This window comes from Bacillus sp. WC2503, assembly GCF_052682895.1.
In genome coordinates this window covers 3578136-3598715 of record NZ_JBQYMD010000001.1, presented here as the reverse complement: position 1 = coordinate 3598715, position 20580 = coordinate 3578136, and the positions used below count along the sequence as shown (strand labels likewise).

Annotated in this window: 23 protein-coding genes and 2 other annotated features; of the genes, 15 read left to right on the top strand and 8 right to left on the bottom strand. The window is 35.8% G+C overall.

Translation table 11 applies throughout. The annotated features are described in order from the left end of the window. The first annotated feature begins 45 nt into the window (after window positions 1-45). The 8 genes from ACUN26_RS18475 (at window position 46) to ACUN26_RS18440 (ending at window position 5412) form a co-directional block, all read left to right on the top strand. Entirely contained in the window at window positions 46-273 is a 228-nt protein-coding gene (locus ACUN26_RS18475; protein ID WP_033657341.1) for a YrhC family protein, read from the top strand. A gap of 158 nt (window positions 274-431) precedes the next feature. Further along, complete coding sequence (locus ACUN26_RS18470; protein WP_000748483.1) at window positions 432-1379, top strand: ABC transporter substrate-binding protein; 948 nt, start codon at window positions 432-434, stop codon at window positions 1377-1379. Between the two features lie 5 nt (window positions 1380-1384). Beyond that, complete coding sequence (locus ACUN26_RS18465; RefSeq protein WP_000445395.1) at window positions 1385-2413, top strand: FecCD family ABC transporter permease; 1029 nt, start codon at window positions 1385-1387, stop codon at window positions 2411-2413. Continuing rightward, the gene (locus tag ACUN26_RS18460; RefSeq protein ID WP_000626364.1) at window positions 2400-3218 is read left to right on the top strand and encodes an ABC transporter ATP-binding protein; all 819 of its coding nucleotides are present in this window, start codon (window positions 2400-2402) and stop codon (window positions 3216-3218) included. The genes ACUN26_RS18465 and ACUN26_RS18460 overlap by 14 nt, the downstream gene beginning before the upstream one ends. Continuing rightward, window positions 3185-3580 carry a hypothetical protein gene (locus ACUN26_RS18455; protein ID WP_002093253.1) on the top strand — a complete coding sequence of 132 codons (396 nt, stop codon included), beginning with the start codon at window positions 3185-3187 and terminating at the stop codon, window positions 3578-3580. The genes ACUN26_RS18460 and ACUN26_RS18455 overlap by 34 nt, the downstream gene beginning before the upstream one ends. A 308-nt stretch (window positions 3581-3888) precedes the next feature. Continuing rightward, entirely contained in the window at window positions 3889-4395 is a 507-nt protein-coding gene (locus ACUN26_RS18450) for a GNAT family N-acetyltransferase (RefSeq protein WP_000469138.1), read from the top strand. A gap of 56 nt (window positions 4396-4451) precedes the next feature. Continuing rightward, the gene (locus ACUN26_RS18445) at window positions 4452-4910 is read left to right on the top strand and encodes a GNAT family N-acetyltransferase (RefSeq protein WP_000276121.1); all 459 of its coding nucleotides are present in this window, start codon (window positions 4452-4454) and stop codon (window positions 4908-4910) included. A 124-nt stretch (window positions 4911-5034) separates the two neighbouring features. Further along, window positions 5035-5412, top strand: coding sequence for a MaoC/PaaZ C-terminal domain-containing protein (locus tag ACUN26_RS18440; protein WP_000025016.1), 378 nt, complete (start codon window positions 5035-5037; stop codon window positions 5410-5412). Between the two features lie 38 nt (window positions 5413-5450). Here ACUN26_RS18440 and ACUN26_RS18435 read toward each other — a convergent pair whose 3' ends face one another. Beyond that, window positions 5451-5996 carry a helix-turn-helix domain-containing protein gene (locus tag ACUN26_RS18435; protein WP_001020691.1) on the bottom strand — a complete coding sequence of 182 codons (546 nt, stop codon included), beginning with the start codon at window positions 5994-5996 and terminating at the stop codon, window positions 5451-5453. A 156-nt stretch (window positions 5997-6152) separates the two neighbouring features. Here ACUN26_RS18435 and ACUN26_RS18430 point away from each other — a divergent pair, with 156 nt between their 5' ends. Together ACUN26_RS18430 and ACUN26_RS18425 are read left to right on the top strand one after the other, a co-directional pair. Further along, on the top strand, window positions 6153-6557 hold the full coding sequence (locus ACUN26_RS18430; RefSeq protein ID WP_001071553.1) for a DoxX family protein: 405 nt from the start codon (window positions 6153-6155) through the stop codon (window positions 6555-6557). A gap of 22 nt (window positions 6558-6579) precedes the next feature. Next, the gene (locus tag ACUN26_RS18425; RefSeq protein ID WP_000009834.1) at window positions 6580-7437 is read left to right on the top strand and encodes a VOC family protein; all 858 of its coding nucleotides are present in this window, start codon (window positions 6580-6582) and stop codon (window positions 7435-7437) included. A 16-nt stretch (window positions 7438-7453) separates the two neighbouring features. On the opposite strand, the gene ACUN26_RS18420 is transcribed toward ACUN26_RS18425, so the two are convergent. The 3 genes from ACUN26_RS18420 to ACUN26_RS18410 form a co-directional block, all read right to left on the bottom strand. Beyond that, on the bottom strand, window positions 7454-7768 hold the full coding sequence (locus ACUN26_RS18420; RefSeq protein WP_000979552.1) for a 4a-hydroxytetrahydrobiopterin dehydratase: 315 nt from the start codon (window positions 7766-7768) through the stop codon (window positions 7454-7456). Beyond that, the gene (locus tag ACUN26_RS18415; RefSeq protein WP_000162268.1) at window positions 7749-9503 is read right to left on the bottom strand and encodes an aromatic amino acid hydroxylase; all 1755 of its coding nucleotides are present in this window, start codon (window positions 9501-9503) and stop codon (window positions 7749-7751) included. The genes ACUN26_RS18420 and ACUN26_RS18415 overlap by 20 nt, the downstream gene beginning before the upstream one ends. A 161-nt stretch (window positions 9504-9664) precedes the next feature. Beyond that, window positions 9665-9892: a binding site (T-box leader), on the bottom strand. 51 nt (window positions 9893-9943) lie between these two features. Next, window positions 9944-10173, bottom strand: a binding site (T-box leader). A gap of 70 nt (window positions 10174-10243) precedes the next feature. Continuing rightward, window positions 10244-12991 (bottom strand): S8 family serine peptidase, encoded by a 2748-nt coding sequence (locus ACUN26_RS18410; protein WP_000754141.1) that lies wholly within the window; start codon window positions 12989-12991, stop codon window positions 10244-10246. A gap of 228 nt (window positions 12992-13219) precedes the next feature. Here ACUN26_RS18410 and ACUN26_RS18405 point away from each other — a divergent pair, with 228 nt between their 5' ends. Continuing rightward, entirely contained in the window at window positions 13220-14458 is a 1239-nt protein-coding gene (locus ACUN26_RS18405) for a TolB family protein (RefSeq protein WP_000819444.1), read from the top strand. Between the two features lie 41 nt (window positions 14459-14499). Here the strand turns inward: ACUN26_RS18405 and ACUN26_RS18400 are convergent, their stop codons facing one another. Further along, complete coding sequence (locus tag ACUN26_RS18400; RefSeq protein ID WP_000071861.1) at window positions 14500-14622, bottom strand: DUF4023 domain-containing protein; 123 nt, start codon at window positions 14620-14622, stop codon at window positions 14500-14502. Between the two features lie 70 nt (window positions 14623-14692). Next, entirely contained in the window at window positions 14693-15031 is a 339-nt protein-coding gene (locus ACUN26_RS18395) for a hypothetical protein (RefSeq protein ID WP_000871278.1), read from the bottom strand. A 169-nt stretch (window positions 15032-15200) separates the two neighbouring features. Here ACUN26_RS18395 and ACUN26_RS18390 point away from each other — a divergent pair, with 169 nt between their 5' ends. From ACUN26_RS18390 to ACUN26_RS18380, 3 genes are all read left to right on the top strand, one after another. Beyond that, entirely contained in the window at window positions 15201-15803 is a 603-nt protein-coding gene (locus ACUN26_RS18390) for a histidine phosphatase family protein (RefSeq protein WP_000779723.1), read from the top strand. An 18-nt stretch (window positions 15804-15821) separates the two neighbouring features. Then, window positions 15822-16358, top strand: a complete 537-nt coding sequence (locus ACUN26_RS18385) for a hypothetical protein (protein WP_000935636.1) — start codon at window positions 15822-15824, stop codon at window positions 16356-16358. A 264-nt stretch (window positions 16359-16622) separates the two neighbouring features. Then, window positions 16623-17123, top strand: coding sequence for a DoxX family protein (locus tag ACUN26_RS18380; RefSeq protein WP_000236610.1), 501 nt, complete (start codon window positions 16623-16625; stop codon window positions 17121-17123). Window positions 17124-17164: 41 nt separating this feature from the next. On the opposite strand, the gene ACUN26_RS18375 is transcribed toward ACUN26_RS18380, so the two are convergent. Together ACUN26_RS18375 and ACUN26_RS18370 are read right to left on the bottom strand one after the other, a co-directional pair. Further along, on the bottom strand, window positions 17165-18049 hold the full coding sequence (locus ACUN26_RS18375; protein ID WP_000808868.1) for an alpha/beta fold hydrolase: 885 nt from the start codon (window positions 18047-18049) through the stop codon (window positions 17165-17167). Between the two features lie 15 nt (window positions 18050-18064). After that, complete coding sequence (locus tag ACUN26_RS18370; protein ID WP_000706708.1) at window positions 18065-18898, bottom strand: GNAT family N-acetyltransferase; 834 nt, start codon at window positions 18896-18898, stop codon at window positions 18065-18067. A 261-nt stretch (window positions 18899-19159) separates the two neighbouring features. Here ACUN26_RS18370 and ACUN26_RS18365 point away from each other — a divergent pair, with 261 nt between their 5' ends. After that, window positions 19160-20545 (top strand): alkaline phosphatase, encoded by a 1386-nt coding sequence (locus ACUN26_RS18365; protein ID WP_000714919.1) that lies wholly within the window; start codon window positions 19160-19162, stop codon window positions 20543-20545. Window positions 20546-20580: the final 35 nt, after the last annotated feature.

The following is a 20580-nucleotide window of genomic DNA, read 5'->3' as shown; positions in this document are numbered from 1 at the left end:
AGTTTCATAGAATATGATACAGTGAAATGGAGGAGTGAGAATATGATGAAAGAATTACAAGGGAAAATAGAAGATTATACTCGGTTCGGACAGATCCTTCTCGCTGTAAGCACATTGTTAATGGTTGGCTTATTGATTCCGAATGGAGCAAAAGAAACGATACAATTTTTTGTTATGATGGGGAGCATCGTTATATTTTTAAGTTTATCGTTCTTTTTCTTTCAGCGTGTAAAAGTGATGCGTGACCAGTTGGAGGAAAATGAATGTGAGTAATAGTATTAAATAGAGCGCTACAAAAAGAAAGGATCTTTTTGTAGCGCTTTTTGTTTTTTTTTGAAGAAAATGTATGCGTTTTTGTTGACAATGATAATCCTTATCAATTAAAGTAGAATAGTAGTTAATGATTATCATTATCAATTAGAGGTGGAAGAATGAAAAAGTCTATTACGCTATTTACAGCGATTTTATCTGTTTTTTTCTTATTAATAGGTTGCAATGCAAAGGGAAACGACAAAGCGTCTGCAACCAAAACAGAAAAAGGAAAAGAAAAAATCGAAATTACCGACCTATCGGGCAGAAAGGTAACATTCGATAAAACACCAGAGAGCTTTGCAACATTAAGTATGGGTGATATGGATATTATTCATGCTTTAGACGGAAAGATTATAGGTCGTCCAGATACGAAATTAACTCTTCCGGAGGAGTTAAAGAAAGCGCAAGTAATTGGGAATGCACATCAGCCGAATTTTGAGCAAATTGCTAGCTTAAAGCCAGATGTACTTGTTGCTAACAATGGATTCCAAAAGAATGTTCCAACGGTTGAAGGTCAAGGGACGAAAGTAGTCATTTCTACTGCAAATTCTGTACAAGATATTCAAAAGAATATTGAAATATACGGAGCAGTAATGAAGAAAGAAGATAAAGCAAAAGAACTGAATCAAAAAATGAATGATCAAATGAAGAAATATGAGAAAAAGAGTGATGTGAAAGCATTGCTAGTGTATGGAGCACCAGGAACTTATTTAGCAGCATTACCAACATCTCTGTCAGGTGACATTTTAGAGAAAACGGGCGGAAAAAATATTGCAGCTGGTTTTCCAGAAATGAAAGAATATCCGCAATATGCACAGCTAAGTGTAGAACGTATTATTGAGGCGAATCCAGATGTAATTTATTTAATTACACACGGAGACCCGAATAGCGTGAAAAAAGCATTTGAAGGCGAAATGATGAAAAATGAAGCGTGGAAAAATTTAGATGCAGTAAAACAAAATCGTGTAGTTATTTTACCACCAGACTTATTTGGATCAAATCCTGGAACAAAAGTAACAGAAGCTATGGACTTTATGTATAAAAGTATACAAGATGTAAGGAAATGATAAGTATGGAGAGTAATGAAGTAGTAAGAGAAAAGGAACATCCTTTTGCGAAAAAAAGATGGGGAATAGCAGTTATTTTAGTCGTATTAACGATTCTAGGTCTTTTTTACGGTCTTTTCGCGGGAAGTTTATCCTTTTCTTTACGAGACATCCTAACAGGGATGCAAGATGAAGGTTCGATAGTTCATCGAATTGTATGGGATCTTCGTATACCAAGGGTGCTCGTTGGATTTATAGTAGGAACGTGTTTAGCGACATCAGGTGCATTATTGCAAGGGGTTATGAGAAACCCTCTTGCAGACCCTGGTATTATCGGGGTTTCATCTGGAGCGGGTCTTGTAGCAATTATAATTATGATTTTATTTCCTCAGCACATGGCTTTTTTACCGCTAGGGGCGTTTTTAGGAGCTTTCATCACAGCAATGGTCATCTATGCTTTATCATGGCAAAAAGGGGCACCACCTTCAAGAATTGTCTTAGTAGGTGTGTCGATTAATGCATTGATTGGTGCAGCAACGTCAGCATTAATGTTATTACATAGTGACAAAGTACAATCTGTTTTACCGTGGTTAGCTGGTGGCATTGGTGGTGTAAGCTGGGCACATTTAAATATGATTATTTATTATGCGATATTTGCTATTATATTAGCCTTCTTTGGTATTAAGCATATTCGAGTATTAATGCTTGGAGATGAAATGGCAAAGTTATTAGGACATAACGTGGAAAAAAGTCGTTTTTATTTAATCGTAGTAAGTACATTATTAGCTGGAATAGCAGTTAGTGTTTCTGGACTTATTGGGTTTGTCGGTCTTGTTGTACCGCATATGCTACGTTTATTAGTTGGAAATGATTATAAATATTTGCTGCCTCTATCATGCCTTGGCGGCGGGGTATTACTTGTTTTTGCGGATGCGATAGCTCGAAGTTGGTTCGATCCAATCGAATTGCCTGTTGGTATTTTATTATCCTTCTTAGGTGGTCCGTTCTTCTTATATTTAATTCATAGAGGAGGAAAACAACGTGATTTCCGTTGAAAAAGTGTTTTACGCACATTCTGAAAGATTTCAAATGCAAAATACGAATGTACATATTAAAGCTGGAGAAGTTGTTAGTTTAATTGGACCGAATGGATCGGGGAAATCTACTTTGCTTCGTTTAATGGCAAGGCTACTTAAACAAAGCGAAGGGGAAATCATTTTAGATGGGAAAAATATTCATACGATGAAGAGTGCCGATGTAGCGAAGCAATTAGCGATGTTACCACAAATGCATGATCATCAATTAGATTTAACAGTGAAAGAATTAATTGAATTTGGAAGAGGCCCCCATAAATCATGGAGTGTTCGCTTAAATAAAGAAGATGAAGAAATTGTTAATTGGGCATTGTCTGTTACAAATCTTGAAGGGTATGAATATCGTCTTTTACAATCTTTATCAGGAGGAGAAAGGCAGCGTGCTTGGATTGCAATGACGCTAGCACAACGCACGAATGTTTTATTATTAGATGAGCCAACAACTTTTTTAGATATCGTTCATCAGTTGGAAGTAATGGAACTTGTGAAACGATTAAATGAGGAGTTTGGTATGACAATTGTAATGGTTTTACATGACATTAACCAAGCTACTCAATATAGTGATCGTTTACTCGTATTAAAGCGAGGGGAGATTCAGTATGACGGTGTACCAGAAGAAGTATTATGTCATGAAATGTTTCAATATGTATTTGGTATAGAAGTGGATATTTTTCAAGGAAGTGACAAACCATTTTTTACACCGAAACGAATTTCTAAAAAAGGAGAAGAGCGATGCATACAGAAGAGCGTATTACCACTGAGTTAGTAAGAGAATTTGTTATGGCAGCTCACGGAAATTTAAAAAAAGTACAGGAACTGTTGGTTGAATCGCCCAGCTTACTTCATGCCTCTTACAATTGGGGCGGATCAGATTGGGAAAGTGCCTTAGGAGCATCGGCACATGTAGGTCGTAAAGATATTGCTCTTTATTTACTGGAAAAGGGTGCTCGCATGGATATTTTTGCTGCAGCTATGCTTGGAGAGTTAGAAGTTGTACAAGCTATTTTAGTAGCACAACCAGAAGCATTACGTGCATCTGGCCCACATGGTATTTCCCTTCTTCAACATGCGCGAATGGGTGGAGAAAAAGCACAGCGTGTGTTTGATTACTTAACAGTGCTCTCTTAATGACCGCAAAAGTTCTTATGTGCGGTAAACTTTTCACTTTCAAATAATTGAAAAGTTTACCGCCCGTTAGAACGGGATAAGTATCTAGTATATTTGAAAATCCTACACCCCCCTCAATTGTAGTTTTCTTTGTACTAGTTATGATATGGATGCAGTAGACAATATTTGTCTACTGCTTTTTTTATCGGGTAAAAGAATGAACATTCTGCATTTTTTGTTTCGTTCATTTATAATAGGTAGTAATACTTATTATATATGTAAAATATGGTCGTGAAATAAAGAACACATTAGTGGGAAGGAGTGCAGAAATGTTTCATACAGATCGTTTACAAGTTCGCAAATATACAATGGATGATTTACAGTTCTACGCTTCACTATGGGGAAACGAGAAGGTAATGCGCTATATTGGAAATGGAACGTTAAAAACATATATGCAATGCAAAAAAAGCTTGGAGGAGTGGGTAATTCCTAATTATAAAAATGGTCTCGGTTTATTTGTAATGATTGAAAGGGAAACGGGAATACGAATTGGTCATGCGGGACTAGTAAAGCAGAAGATAGATGGAAAAGAGGAAATTGAAATTGGTTATTGGTTACTTCCTCAGTATTGGGGAAAAGGGTATGCGAAAGAAGCAGCTGCGGCATTTCGAGACTACGGTTTCCAAGCATTACAAATGAATAAATTAATTTCTCTTATTAATCCGAACCATCCCGCCTCAATATTTGTTGCTAGAAAAACAGGGCTTAGTTATGAGAAAACAACTTCATTTCAGGGGATGGATGTTCTTGTTTATTCGATTAAGCGAGTTGGATGAAAAAAGGTAAATTGCATCTTTTGAAGAATGGTATATAAAAATAAAGGGGGGATTACATGTATATTTACCATAATGGGCTTATTATCCGTGAAGGAACGAATGGAGTACCAGCATATGCAATTAAAACTTTATTTGAAGATGCCGGTTGGAGTAATGATAATATCCCTTCTTGGCAAATTGAAAAATTTACGCTTGCATTTGAAAATTCAACATGGGCTTTCACAATTTGGGATGAAGAAGAAATGGTTGCGATGGTTAGAGTGATTTCTGATCAAATGATGGTTGCTAACATAGTAAATTTGGTTGTGAAGTGTGAGTATAGGGGGAAAGGATTGGGTAAGAAACTTGTAGCTCTTTGTTTACAAAAGCTTCCCCATGGTGATTGGTTTGCACATACATCTGCGAACAATTTTGATTTTTATAGAAGTTGTGGATTTGAAGTTAGAGAGTTATCCAGAAATGGTACATGTGCGTATTATGGATACCAAATCGCAAAAAGAGATGGTCATCGGTAAATGGGTGAAAAGTAAAGAAATACAGTTATAAGTATTTCTAATTATTTTTTGTAATAGAAAATGAATTAAGACTCATTTTATGATAAAATGAAAGAAAATTCAGTTTATTATTAGGGGGATAAAAATGAGTATAAAAGTTGGGGAAGTATTTAAATATGAAAGAAGATTTACTGAGGAAGAAGTTTTCGAATTTGCAAATATTACAGGTGATAAAGGGAGACATCATATGGAATATGATGAGAATGGCCGATTAATGGTTCATGGTTTATTGACTGCTAGCATTGGAACGAAAGTAGGCGAAGAGTTACATTACATAGCAAGAGAATTAGTAAGTGAGTTTATTAGACCAGTTTTTACAGGGGATACGATTACTTGTGAATTAACTTTAACAAATATAGAGCAAATGGAAGGGTATAAAAAAGTTTCAATCGAATCAGTTTATCGCAATCAACATGAAAAGACGGTGCTAGTTGGGACAAGTTACGGGATTATACGAGAATAAAAAAGAAGCCTGTTTGAAGCAGGCTTCTTTTTTATTGATTAGTAAACGCGTTTTCGATTCTCCGCATGACTAGAGATAAGTAATAGTGCGGATTCTTTTCCTACATTACGAACAATATGTGGAACGCATGCATTCCAAGAGAAAGAATCACCTTCTTCTACAATTGCAATATCTTCACCATGTTGAACTTCTAGCTTTCCGCGTAATACAAGATGACACTCTTCACCTTCATGGGCATTTGGTGAGTTTTCTTTCGGAAACCCGGCAGGAATTTCTACGAGATTCAGGCGAAGGCCACCTTGCTCCGCAACATGTTCAATTCTTTGCTCATCTTTGCCGTATACACTGTATTTTCGTTCTTCTTTTTTAACAATTTTCAATCGATCTTTTTGTTCTAACAATAAATAGGGAAGGGGAACGTTTAAAAAATTTGAGATCGTTTCTAACGTTGAGATAGATGGTGATGTTTTATTATTTTCAACCTGACTCATAAAGCCTTTAGAAAGACCTGTTCCTTCACAAATTTGTGCAATTGTTATGCCTCTACGTTGACGAATTTCACGTATTGCAGAACCAATATTCATAAAATCAAGCTCCTTTTTGTAAACAACTATTTGTATCATAGCAAAAAAAATATATTTTTTCCCAATGAAAATGAATTGACGAATAAAAAAAATTAGTGTATGTTTTGTAATGTGAATAAAAGTTTTGTATAAGAAAACTATAAAGGAGAGAAAGAAATGAATCAACATATTGGTAACTTAATTATTCGTATCGTGTTAGGGGTAACGTTCTTTATGCACGGTTTAACAAAATTCCAATCAGGAATTGACAATATTGCAGGATGGTTTACAAGCATTGGTTTACCAGGAGGACTGGCATACGGTGTAGCAACATTTGAATTAGTTGGAGGCCTATTATTAATTCTAGGTTTAGGTGTAAGATATATTGGATTATTATTTGCACTTGTTATGGTTGGGGCAATCGTAAAAGTGAAATGGTCAGCTGGTTTATTGGGAGATGGAAAAAATCCTGGTTTCGAATTAGAACTTGCATTATTAGCAATGGGTGCATACTTATTTGTTGCAAAAGCTGATGGTTTTGTAGATAATTTCTTAAAAGAAAAAATGTCAAAGAAGAACTAATTTAAATGGGGGGGCTAACAAGATGAGTTTTCAACTTCATCCCGATACAACACTTGATGTTGTTCATTTATACGTATCTAATGTAAAGAAATCACTAGAGTTTTATACGGAAGTACTAAGTATGAAGGTGCTAAAAGAAGAAGAAGCAGTCGTTACATTTGGGAATGAAAATGATGAACCACTTCTTATCATTGAAGAAAAGAAAGAAGCTTTTCCGAAGCAAAGAGCAAGAACAGGGTTATATCATTACGCAATTTTATTACCAAGTAGGCAGGATTTAGCGAATGTTCTTCGTCATCTTGTAGAGATGGTATATCCACTACATGGTGGAGCCGATCATTACTTTAGTGAAGCTCTTTATTTAGCTGATCCAGATGGAAACGGGATTGAAATTTATCATGATCGACAAAAAGAAGTTTGGCGTGATGAGAATGGAGAACTCCCATTTGTTAGTAACCCGTTAGCTGGTGAAGAATTATTACAGCAAGGAAGTACATGGAATGGATTTCCAGATGGTACTGTGATGGGGCATATTCATTTCCATGTAGCTGATTTAGAGGAAGCGAAACGTTTCTATGTTGATGGTCTTGGTTTTGAAATAACGATCCCAGCTCGTAATGGAGCGTTGTTCGTATCAGCAGGTGGTTATCATCATCATATCGGTTTAAATACGTGGCAAGGTGAAGGGGTACCACCGCAAATGCCAGGTTCTGTTGGTTTGAAATATTTCACAATTGTACTAGCGGATGAAAAACAAAAAGAGCAAGTATGTGAAAGCTTAAAAAATATTGGCAAAATTGCTACGTACAAAGATGGAATATTACAAGTCGAGGATCCATTTGGACATTGTATCCATTTCAAAATAAAAAGAGAAGCCTAAAAAGGCTTCTCTTTTTTTATTTTCTTATAATTGCATTTTCGTTTTGTAAAAATAGTTCATCAAATTGTTTTGCAAGCTCAAAATCTAGTTTCGTTAAACCTTTTGCATTCCAAGATGACAAAGTAATAATAACTGCTTTATACTGGATAAGGATAAATGGATGGTGATTATGTTCTTCTGATAGTTTGGCGGCTTCAGAGACAAATTCGACTCCTTTTAAGTAGTCGGAAAACATATATTTTCGTTCAATCCATTTCTCATCTTTTACCATCCATTTATCTACCTTCAATAACTCCTCGCGAACTTCTTCTTCAGTTAATCTTAGCATCATTTCTCACACCCTTTACTGGAAGTAACGTAAGACCATTGTTAATAAGGCGTGTTACAGCTTCGTCAGTTGTGAAAGTAGAAAGTTGATGTAGTAATGCTGCAGATGTTTCATGCCCTTTGTTATGCTCTAAAAGTAATTCTAATATTTCAAGGCGAAGCAGCCATTCTTTCGCATAAAATGTATTTAATACTTCTTGAATTGCTACTAATTGATCGATATGCGCGTCGTGTAAAATCCCCTCACTTCGAATATCTCGAACTGTTTGATACATACGTTCAAGTTCATTCAGTACAAGTGGAGCAGGAATTTCTTGAACTTCTTCATCCATTGGGAAAAATGCTGCTGCATCTGCGGCACCTGGGAATACTGAAGTGATTTGTGAGCCAACAGCCATATCAAATGCGCCCCATGAAGCATCAAATAGTAAACGATCTTTATAAGTAACTGTACAATCTATAAACGAGATAAGGGCAATTTTATTATCATTCTTTACAATATCAGTTACTGTTCCTTTTACATGAATGTCACTTGCAAAAGTAAAATCTGCGCTGTTTCCAATTGTAATGCCTAATGAATGTAACTTTTCTTCTGTACAATCTTCTAGTGCGATATTACCATTTAGTAATCCGATCGGTGTCCCGAATCCATCACTGTGTACAGAGGTAGAATGATTTGCCAACTGCTTATTATGAATTGCTAATGCAGTTGGAGAGCTTGTTCGCATGTAAATGACTTCGCCGGCATCATTTTTAATTGTTTCTGTAAATGTGCCCGTAATTTGTAATCCGCTACTTAACTCAGTTGTGGCATGATTTTCGGAGTGAATTGCTTTTTCTAATCCTTCTGTGCCACCTGTTTTGAATGCCATCGTTTCAGAGAACGTCTCAAGCGCCTCAGTTAACTCTTCAAATGATTGACAAACAAATAGCTGTGGTTGCATTTTTGTCACATCATAAGTTGTCCCTGTGCAAGCTTCAATTGAGAAAGGAACTTTTTCTACAGCATCTGTTAAGCAATGTTTGCTTTCGCCGACAGAGGAAAGAAGACCAGCACCGTAAATTTTTGGATCGTCAATATTTCCAATTAATCCGTACTCCACTGTCCACCAGAAAAGACGTGAAATTTGTTCAGCTTCTGATAAACCAGAAACTAAGTTTTGTTTTTCAATTACAGCATTTTCAGCAGCCTTAACTTCATCAGGAGTAGAAGTAGGGCTTTCTTTGACAATCGTTAATGTACGAACAGCTTCAAATGCATCATGTTCTTCTTTTGTAGAGAAAGCTTTTGCACCAATTTGTCCAAAACGTTTCACATATTTTGCATATGTAGGATCAAGTAAAATCGGTGCGTGTCCTGCTGCTTCGTGTACAATATCTGGAGCTGGTGTGTACTCGATATTTTCTACTTTACGAATATCTGTTGCAATTGGTAGTAATCCGTTCCCCTGAAAATCGAAAAATGCGACGCCAGGAATAAGGCCATCAATTGTTACAGCTCCCCAGCCGCTTGGTGCTAAGCATTCATTCATTTCTTCTACCTTTGGAATTGCATCTATATTAATACCAGATGATTGTAGTCCATTCACATAGGCTGGATGGGCAACGTCTTTTAAGAAGCTATGATTTTGTCTCATAATGTAACGCCACACAGCGTGATTCACCGGTGTGTATTGATCATAATGTTGTGTGGATACGAATGGTTTTAAATGCGATGGGATTTCTATTTTCTTTGTCATTTAGACATCCTCCTTGTTTTCTATAAAATTGAATATGAGTTTCGTATAGCTTATATCACCCCCTTTCAAATTGTAAGCGCTTATAAAATTTTATCATAAGATTCGGAATTATTTAACATTTGTTTCTTTGAGAAATAGAAAAAGCCCCTATCGGAACATCCGATAGGGGCGAAAGAATCGCGGTACCACCCTATTTGTAAGTGAAAATACACTTACATCTCAATTCATGATAACGGAAAAACTCCGTCTTTTCCTTCATGCATAAAAGCACTACGAAAAAGAAGCTCCAGAATTGTAATTCGTACTTATATATGTGCTAATTTCCACCGACCACTAGCTCTCTGTAACAGGGATATAATATACTACTGCGATTCTTTCAATGCGTATATATGAAGTTGTATAAAAGGGAAGGACGCAAAAAAGCCCCTATCGGAAAATCCGATAGGGACGATAAAAATCGCGGTACCACCCTAATTGTAAACATAAAAATTGTTTACCACTCACTTTAAGATAACGGAAAGATCCGTCTTCCTCTTCATGCACTATGTGCACTACGGGAAAGAAGCTCCAGAATTGTAATTCACGCTTGTATATGTACTGATTTACACCAACCATCAGTTCTCTAAGACAGGGATATAAGTCGCTACTAGTATTCCTTCAAAGCCGATATATAATTCGTTCAACTAAACTATGTTTCGTATTATAAAACTATTTTTAAAAGATTGTCAACAATAATTTAATTATTTCACTTCTAAATCAACATTCAAATTAGATGTATTTCCAGCGGCATCAGTTGCTACAATGTGAATTGTATTCTTTCCTTGCTGTAATTGACTACGATCGAAATAAATTTCGTAGTTTTTCTCCCAATGGTTCAGGAATGCATTTTCCCATGTACCATTCCCGTTAATTTCATACTGTATCGTGACAGGATGCCCTGGAGCAACCCATCCGGATTCTGTCATCCAATCTAACAGTATATCAGTTACTTTCCCTCTAATTATGAGATTTTCTTGATCAACTTCGTGTGTTAATTTAGGTGCAGTGCGGTCGACAAACACAGCCCCTGTTTGTTTCGTTTCTCCACCAGAATTAGAAGCAACAGCTTCAATTTGGTATAAGCCGTCAGGCAGAGGGGATCCACCAACTTTTGTACCATTCCATTTGAAAGATTTATAACCTGGTGTTTCATTTTTACCTTGATAAACGATACCTTGATAGGTTACTCGGTCTTTCGTAATTAAATTAGCGTGAAACGTTACATCCTCAACGGGTGTAACTAAATAGTAATTGATAAGGTTGTCATCTAGTATTTGGTCATTATTTGGACTGAAAGTAGAATTAACAATTTCAAGGCCATCAATACGTTTGTATTCTTTTGGATCAATGCTAAATGTAAATGGAATACGTATTTCTTCTGTCTTACCTTGTTCTTTTACATATACATTCCCTGTATATACACCTTGTGGCAAAGAACTATCCACAGTAATGGTAAAAGGTTTTTCTATGTTACTATTCGGTTTTACGCTCACAGAAGAAGCGAAAGAAGTTTGAACTTTCGTTTTTGTATCTAATAGTTCAATGCGAATTGAAAAGTTTTTCTTTTTGCTAGAAAGATTTTGTAATGTAATATTTTGTGTTAATTTTACTTTTCCGCTATTTGGTTTAATTAGACCGAAACTTACATTGTTTGGTGTAACTAATGCGTCCGCTTTTACTGCTTTTGGAATATTAATTAAGCCCGATCCTTGTGTCATAACAGGATATGTGTTTTCATTTACGTCTTTTAATGTTTCGGCTGTATTGGCAAGAGATGATTTTAATTGTTCTGTCGTCCAATCAGGATGCATTTGACGTAATAGAGCAACGGCTCCAGCTACTTGCGGCGCAGCCATACTTGTCCCATTGTGAGATTCATAGCCACCTCTTGGTACTGTACTTGTAATTTGTACGCCAGGTGCAACAACATCAGGCTTTATAAGCCAACTTCCTTGTGATGGTCCCCTTGAACTAAAATTACCAATAAGTTCTGTTTGTTTTGGTTGTCCAATTTTTATATTTTTCTTTCGTTTTGTAATTAAACTTTTCAACTCTTCGCCATTCGTATTGGATAGCTGCATAACAGGAAGAGCTACTTCTTCACGACCAAAATATTCTGGCATAATATTAATTTCTTTTTCGTTAGAAATTAGTAGCACGCCGAGAGCGCCAGCTTGTTTTGCTTGTTCTGCTTTTACTAACGTGCTCGAAGTCCCTTGTAAGACAAGCGCGAACTTACCTTTTACATCTTGTTTAGCGTAATCACTTGGATTACCGTATCCAACATATACAAGCTGGGCATCGTTTCCTACTTGGAAATCCGATTTTGATAACGGTAATCCTTGGTAAGATTTATTGGAACCAGCTACTTGGAATGTTGGAAATGGAATAGAAACTGTAGATGCTCCAACAGAGATGACACTACTTGCATTCCCAGGTGCATCTACAGACCAAGGTTTGGGTCCATCATTTCCATTTGATACGACCGCAGTAACACCAAGTTTCGCCGCACGTTCTAGCGTCATTGTTACAGGTTGATCGGGTACATTTAAATCTTGACCAAGAGATAGATTTAAAACATCGGCACCATCTTGAATAGCATGCTCAATACCTTGAATAATATCTTCGGTTGTACCAGTACCCCCATCATTCATGACACGGTAAGCAAGTATAGAGGCATTTGGAGCAATCCCTTTTATTTTTCCATTACCAGCGATAATTCCAGCAACATGAGTACCGTGTACGTTTCCGTCCATCGGATCATTATCTTCATCGACTGTATCATAGCCGCCGATATAATTTGCTTTTAAATCAGGGTGTGTATAGTCTACACCTGAATCGATAATAGCGACTTTCATTCCTTTTCCATCAAGTGGTTTGCCAGTCGGATCTTTTGAATTCCAAGCTTCAGGCGCACCAACTGTCGGTCCTCCAATATTTGGTGTTTCTTGATTAGCCGGACTTTTTGACGTTTCATGTAATTTGTATGTTAAGTTTGGATAAATTGCTTTTACTTCAGGTAAAGAAGCTAGAGCGGTAATTTGATCCCCTGGAATAGAGATAGAAAACCCAGAAAATAACGTACTATACGTTTCTTTTATCGTTGCTTTCGGTGCTTTTTCTTTTATTTTCTTAGTAGTATCTTCTTGTGCTTTTTTTAGTTGCGCATGATAAGACTGGGCATTATTATTTTGTAAATCTGGAGCATGTTGAATGTTACTTTGTGAAGCGAGTGGAGCATGTTGCAATTCTACAATGACAGATATTTCTTTTGATGTTTTTGTTTCAACATTTTGCGCAATTTTATTTTCTCCCCATTGTGTAATGTTTGCTTTTAACTGTGGACTAAATTGCTTCTCTTTTTGCAGTGATTCAGCATGGGCGCTTAAAGCTCCAAAACTGGAAAAGACGAGCGCCATACTCAGTAGTGTAGATGTAGTTTTTTTCATAGAAACGCCCCCTGATAAAAAGTGCTAATATTCCGAAAATTAATCTTACAAATTTATCTCAAATTACATAATCGGATGTTAGATAAACTATATTTTCGACATAATTCATACCAATCCTCTATGAATTTAAAATTTCTTGGGAAATTTTTTCTGATTATGTCGAATAGGTATTTTTTACATATTGTAGGTGGACATTGAGGAATGCTATGAGGGAAATGGAGGGGTATTATGAAACGGTTCATAGTAAGCGTTGGTACAATGTTAGTCTTATTTTTATGTTCAATCATTAATAGTAGCGCAGAAAATAATGAAGCGAAAATTGCTTTTATTCGTCATCATGACCTCTGGATTAAAGTTGAGGGGAAAGAGAAACAACTTACAAAAGGAGAGTATATAACAGGGCCAAAGTGGTCTCATGATGGAGAGTGGCTGGCATATGTAAAAGGAAAGAAAGAAGGTAGTCTTGAGTTATATCGGCTGAAAGATGGAAAGAAAGTTACGCCGTTTCACTCAGAAGCATCGAATTATCAATGGTCACCAACAGAAAATATAATTGCATTTATATTTACAGGTACATTAAATACATTTGATGTAGAAAAAAAGAATACAGATTTTGAAAATGTATCGGCAGGTGTAGGAGATTATGCATGGTATCCTGATGGAAAGAAGTTTTTTGTATCATCTGAAGCACATTTACTTCCAACAGGGTGGACAGGAGCCCAGCTATATGAAGTACAAAAAGATGCACATATGAATCCTCATAAAATGAAGCATTTGTATGCATTACCAAATGAACATGATGATTTCCTAGCATTAGTTGCAAGTGGCTTTCGGTGGTCGCCAGATCAAAAGTGGATTTCATTTTTAGCAGTACCGACAGCTTCATGGTCAGCTGATAGCAATACGCTTTGCTTAGTTCGTGCAGATGGTAGTCGTTTTGAAAAGGTAGATCAAATGTTATTAAACACACAATGGTTCAAATGGGCGCCAGCCAACAATATATTGGCCTATATTGAAGGAAGCGGGAGAGTTGCGTTAGAGAATAAACATTTAAAAGTAAAAGAATTGCCAGCACTTCAACAGAACACATTTACACCGAAAGGATATGTCGATTGGGATTTTACATGGAAGAATGATAACGTAATTATCGTTTCACGAGCAAAAGAGGCGGGGATAGAAACTCCACCAGAAAAAAGACCACTACCATCTTTATATGAAATCGATAGTACAAGCGACGAACAACATCGAATCACAAAGCCACCTCATAGGCAAGGAGATTATCATCCGCTCTTCATGAATAAGAGTAATCAATTAATATGGATACGTTCAGACCGTAAGAAAGCGGATGTATGGCTTGCTCATAAAGATGGAAAGCATGAAATGAAGTGGATTGAAAATATAGATGTACCAGAGTGGTATTATGAGAAATGGAATTGGGAAAATGTTATCTCGGTGAAAGAAGAATAAAAAACCTGCCTAAAAGATAATTTTAGGCAGGTTTTTTATTGTTATTTATGTGTTTTATTTGGCTTCTTTTTCGCTGGGTTTCCGTTCCCCTGACGTTTTCTATTTTGTTCATCTTTTGCTTGTTTTTCATGCAGTGTATCTAAAAAATCATTCGAGTTACTCATTTTTCTATCGCTCCTTTCATTTCGTCCTAATTACTATAACCATTTAGGAGGATAATCATGAGATAAAAAGTTAAGCGCTTAATTTTCTTCGGTAGTATATGTAAAAGATGCCATACGTAATAAATAGCATAAATAAAATTTGTAACTCTATATTTTCTTTTAAAATAGTTGCGATAGAAGATGGTAAGTAAGGTGATGTATTGTTTGTTTCTACACCTAACCATTTGTTTAAGAGGTTAATGGTACAAAACATAAAAACACCGGACCAGCTTGCAATAATTGCTTTCTGTTTAATTTTTGTTTCTCGTTCATCATCTGTAATCCAAGGATTAGCAGTTTTATCACTACTAAAAAATCCGTTTATATATCCCCATATAATCATTCCAATTAAGATGGTTATCCATTTCATATTTATAATTCCCCTCTTCCTTGTAAAAAGTATTTTACATATGCAATTGTAATATTTTCCTGTTATTTATGTCAAATACTTTTTACATATTGTTTTTTTATAGCAGGAATAATGAATGAGATAGGGAAGAAATTATGTTGAAGGATTTCATGGAGAGAGGAGGATGGGTATGAAACTCGTCTTTGTTCGGCACGGTGAAGGAGAACATACAAAGGATTTGCCGGCAAGTTTACAAATGTTGAATCCATCATTAACGGATGAGGGAAGGAATCAGGCTGGATTCATTCAATTCAATGTACCATTACAGAAAACAGATATATTAATCGCTAGCCCTACACTTAGAACTTTACAAACGGCGGCGATATGGAGTGAGAAAGTAGCTTGTCAAAAAATCGTTCATCCATATGCATCCCCACGTATTTTTCCTTATCGAGAAGGAGCGAAAACATTACCATGTGATCACATAGTAGATCAAGGAATAATAACAAATTTATTTCCACATTTTTCGATTGCGAAAAGTACAAATAAGCAGTTATGGACGGAAGGTATAAATACTATTTCAGAGAATCGTTTTCAGCAAATAGTAGATGAATTTCTTCTTTGGTGTTATGAGCTGGGGGCGGAAAGAATTTGCATTGTATCTCACGACGGGACAATTACAGCGTATCGGCAATATTTACAGAAAGTCGTTTTAACTAGATCTGATTTTTTGAAAGAAACGGGTATATATAAAATGGATGTATCCCTTAATAGTTTGATTGAGGAGATCTAATTATAGGATGGAGGGTGTATGTTGAATGTTGCACTAGTAGTTGGCTTTAATTCTGATTTAGAGGCACAATCAATCCGAGCATCGCTTGAATATTTTGGGGCAAGAGTTGTGACATATTGGATTGGTAGGCCGAATGATTTCGTGGAAATTCTTTCTGGAAAGAACTTATATAACGATATCAATTATGTTGTTTTTTGCTTTCATGGTGAGGAAGGAAAGTTTGTCATGGAAGAGTTAGGTGAAGATATTTACGAACAAGATGAACCGAGAGGGAACTTTGGAGCGAAAGAAATTTATAAATATGCAAAATTGCATAATACACATATTGTAAATAGTGGGTGCACGTTAGGGGAGGGGAAATTAGCAGAATCATTTTTATATAGTGGCGCGAAATCGTATATTGGGTCGATAGATTGCGTAGATGGGAATGCAGCGCTTATGTTTACAATACGCTTATTTTACAGTGTTATTAACCATGACAAAACGTTAGAAGAAGCCTTTCAAGAAGCGAGATTAATTGATGAAGAGACCGATACTTTTCGATTATATAAGTAGTGCGAGACGTGTTTATTTAAATATAGAATAAACACGTTTCACATTTAGCACACATTTTTTTTACAATTTTTTCAATGAAAATGATTATCACCTGTGGTATGATATGTTCAAGTTTTTATAGGTAATAAAAGTTACTATATAAACGTTAGTTTTTAATGTTTAATATGTATGACACGAATTATTCATAATTAACGTTTGAAAAATAAGTAACTAATGTTATTATATTATCTGTAACTGACTTAATTACACCTTTAGGAGGAAGATATGGTTATTCAATTTTTAAGAGAAAACAAAGCAGTTTCTTTTGTATTAGCAGTAATTCGAGTATATCTTGGTTACACATGGTTAATGGCTGGAATTGGTAAACTACAAGGAAAAGGATTCGATGCAACGGGTTATTTACAAGGTGCAATTGAAAAATCTAAAGGAGCACAACCGGCTGTTCAATCTTGGTGGGCATCATTTTTACAAGAATTTGCAATTCCAAATGTAGATTTGTTTAATACACTTGTAACATGGGGAGAAATTTTAGTTGGAATTGGTTTAATTGTAGGCTGTTTAACAAAAACAGCGGTCTTTTTTGGCCTTGTAATGAACTTTTCCTATATGTTTAGTGGGTCAATCGGTGTGAACCCTGAGATGGTTATCTTATCTATGTTTGTTCTTGTTTCCGGTATGAACGCTGGGAAATTTGGAATGGATGGTTTCATTATCCCGAAAGTATTGGGATCAAAAACTCAAAAACGTCAAAAGCAAGCTGCTTAATATATGAAAACGGGTATCTCAAAATGAGATACCCGTTTATGTTATTTTTCAAATTGGATCGGATTATTGTTAAAGAAGTCTTTTACATACCCTACAAATTCTTGTGGTTCTTGGCGAAATGGTGCGTGATAACCTTTTTCAATAATATGTAAAGTGCTGTTTGTTAAGAATTGGTGATACGTTTCTCCTTCTTTCCAAGAAACGCTACTATCATTTCTTCCCCATATAATTAAAGTTGGTTGTTTCATTTCATTTGCATTGATTTTAAGTCGTCTAGGCCATAACTTCATTTTATTATAATGCTCTTCATCATTACGCTTGAATTTCACTTTGCTCTCATCATAATCTGCAATTGAAGAAACGGCACTTAAATCAGTCGACAACTGTGGCTTTGGTGATCCTTGTTTATGAACGAATGTATGAGGGCCACCTGTAGCGTCAGTTAAAATAAGGTGGGTAACCGCTTCAGGGTATAAATATGTTAAATTAAGAGAAATTTCTCCACCCATCGAATGCCCTAATATTGCGAATGAATCATACCCTAGTTTTTTCATTAACTTATAATACAAATTTGCATGAGTTGGGAAAGAATAATAAAAATCCATCGGCTTAGATGAACGCCCGAATCCTAAAGCATCTACAGAAATAATCGTATGATCTTTTGCTAAATCGGAATAAATCTTTTGGAAACCATCTGATGATCCTCCAAATCCATGGATCATAAGTAAAGGTGGTTTTTCATTACCGATTTTTTTAAAGTAAATCGTTTGACCGTCTATTTCTACCATTTTTTCCTCGGTAGCTAGTTTTGCTGTAATTGTATTTTTAACTTGTTTTACTTGTTCTACTGGCTTTTCTGCTGCACTACATCCTACTAATAGTGTAAGAGTAAGACAACCTACCATAAAATAGCTAAACTGCTTCAATTAGTTGTCTCCTTTCTAACATAATGCTGTATCTATCACAGCAAATAGCATATTACGATTTCCAGGAAGTTGGCTACCATTTTTTATCATAAGAGGTGAAAGGAGCGTTTCTTGGAAATTGTCTGTTTGAAGAAAGTTACGAAATGTAAATTGTGAATGCGGGACATCAATTCGTACGATACCATGCCAACACTCACAAATCTTTTTTAATAATCGAATAGCATCTTCCTCTTGTTTTGCGATAAGTGGATTGATACATAAAATATTCCCTTTCTGTATACAGAAGGAAAAAGCTTCTATACAGTTATTTCTCTCAATTTTAAAAGAGTGTACAGCTCTTGGTAATAATAATGAGTAGAGTAGAGAGCGATTGGCACCAGTTACAATTTCATCGAGAGAGGTAATAGAGATAAGGTCTTTTTCTTTCACTTGTTGTGTTTGAACGGTATTCGTCTTAGTAGTTTGTTTTTCAAAACGATGTATCGTCGTTACTGTTTGAAATCCGCATGATGTGTATAAGGGCTCGCCAGCTTTTGTTGCAATAAGTGCAATTGGTTGTTTTGAGTGAGCGTGTTTCAAACAGCTATCTAGTAACATACGTCCAATTCCTCGTCCTTGAAAATGAGGATGAACGATTAACATGCCAATGGAAGAAAAGCTACTTGTAAAGGGAAATACACCTCCAGTTGCAATGAGTTTATTTTCATGAATATAACCTACAAGTGTGCCAATAGAGAGGTACATTTTGAATTGTTTTTTCATAAAGATTTCATCTTGTAACCATCCAACAGATTTGCAAAGATTGAGTAATTCAACAATGAAAGATTCATTTAGCTTTACTATTTTCATAAAAGTACACCACATTTCTATTTGTTTTCATAAAAATAGATTCGAAATGTAAAATAAGAGGTTTACGTTAAAGGGAATCCAACTTGTTTATATTTAGATTGTAAAGGGAACGATGCTTGATATGAAAAGACAAACTTATACAAATTATAACTTATATTTACATAAGTTAACAAAAAATTTACATATAACTAATTTTCCCTTAACAGTCTTCTATTAAATTTGATAGTGGGAAATGAATAACCTAATTAGGGGGACAAGAAAGTGAAAAAGTTTGTAAAAAAAGCATGGCCATTTGCAGTTGTGGCGTCGTTAGCAGTTACTTCGGTAGCAACATGGAATTTTACACGTTCTAGTGAGGTTAATGCAGATGAGAGCGGAAACAATGCAAAGATTAAAAATGTTATTGTGTTAATTGGAGATGGCATGGGTCCTTCATATATGACGGCTCATCGTTATATGAAGGATAATCCAAAAACATTCGAGATGGAATCTACAGAATTTGATAAGCATCTTGTAGGAACACAAAAAACATATCCGGAAGATGAACATGAAAATATTACAGACTCTGCATCAGCGGCAACAGCTATGTCAGCAGGGATTAAAACATATAATGCGGCAATTGCGGTTGATAATGATAAAGCAGAAGTGAAAACTGTTCTTGAACAAGCGAAAGAAAAAGGGAAATCAACGGGACTTGTTGCGACTTCTGAAATTACACATGCAACACCAGCTGCTTTCGGTGCTCATGATATTAGCCGTAAAAATATGGACGCAATTGCAAATGATTATTTTGATGAAAAAATTAAAGGGAAGCATAAAGTTGATGTTATGCTTGGCGGCGGTGTAAAGAACTTTGTTAGAAAAGATCGTAATCTTACAGAAGAGTTTAAGAAATCTGGTTATAGCTACGTAACAGATCGAGATCAATTGTTAAATGATAAAAATGATCAAATCCTTGGTTTATTTGCACCAGGCGGTTTAGATAAAATGATTGATCGCAATGAGAAAACACCTTCACTAGAAGAAATGACGAATGCAGCAATTGAACGTTTAAACAAAAACAAAGATGGTTTCTTCTTAATGGTTGAAGGAAGTCAAATCGACTGGGCTGGGCATGATAATGATATTGTCGGTGCAATGAGTGAAATGGAGGACTTTGAAAAAGCATTTAAAGCAGCGATTGAGTTTGCGAAAAAAGATAAAAATACGTTAGTCGTTGCAACCGCAGACCACGCTACAGGTGGATTATCTCTAGGTGCGAATGGTGAGTACAACTTTAAAGTAGATCCAATTAAAGCTGCAAAACGTACACCAGACTTTATGGCAAATGAGATTGCAAAAGGTGCAAATGTAGAAGAAACATTGAAAAAATATATCGATTTACAATTAACACCAGAAGAAATTAAAGCTGTAAATGATATAGCTCCATCAAAAGATGTAACGAAGATTGATAATGCGATTGAAGATATCTTCAATAAGCGTTCGGTTACAGGGTGGACAACAGGTGGACATACAGGTGAAGATGTAAACGTATATGCATTTGGACCAGGTAAATACTTATTCTCCGGTGTTCAAGAGAATACAAATATAGCGAAACGTGTCTTTGATATTGTTGGTGGTGGCGACCCGAATAAAGGAAGACGCTAATTATGAACGAAAGTGAGGCAAAATGCCTCACTTTT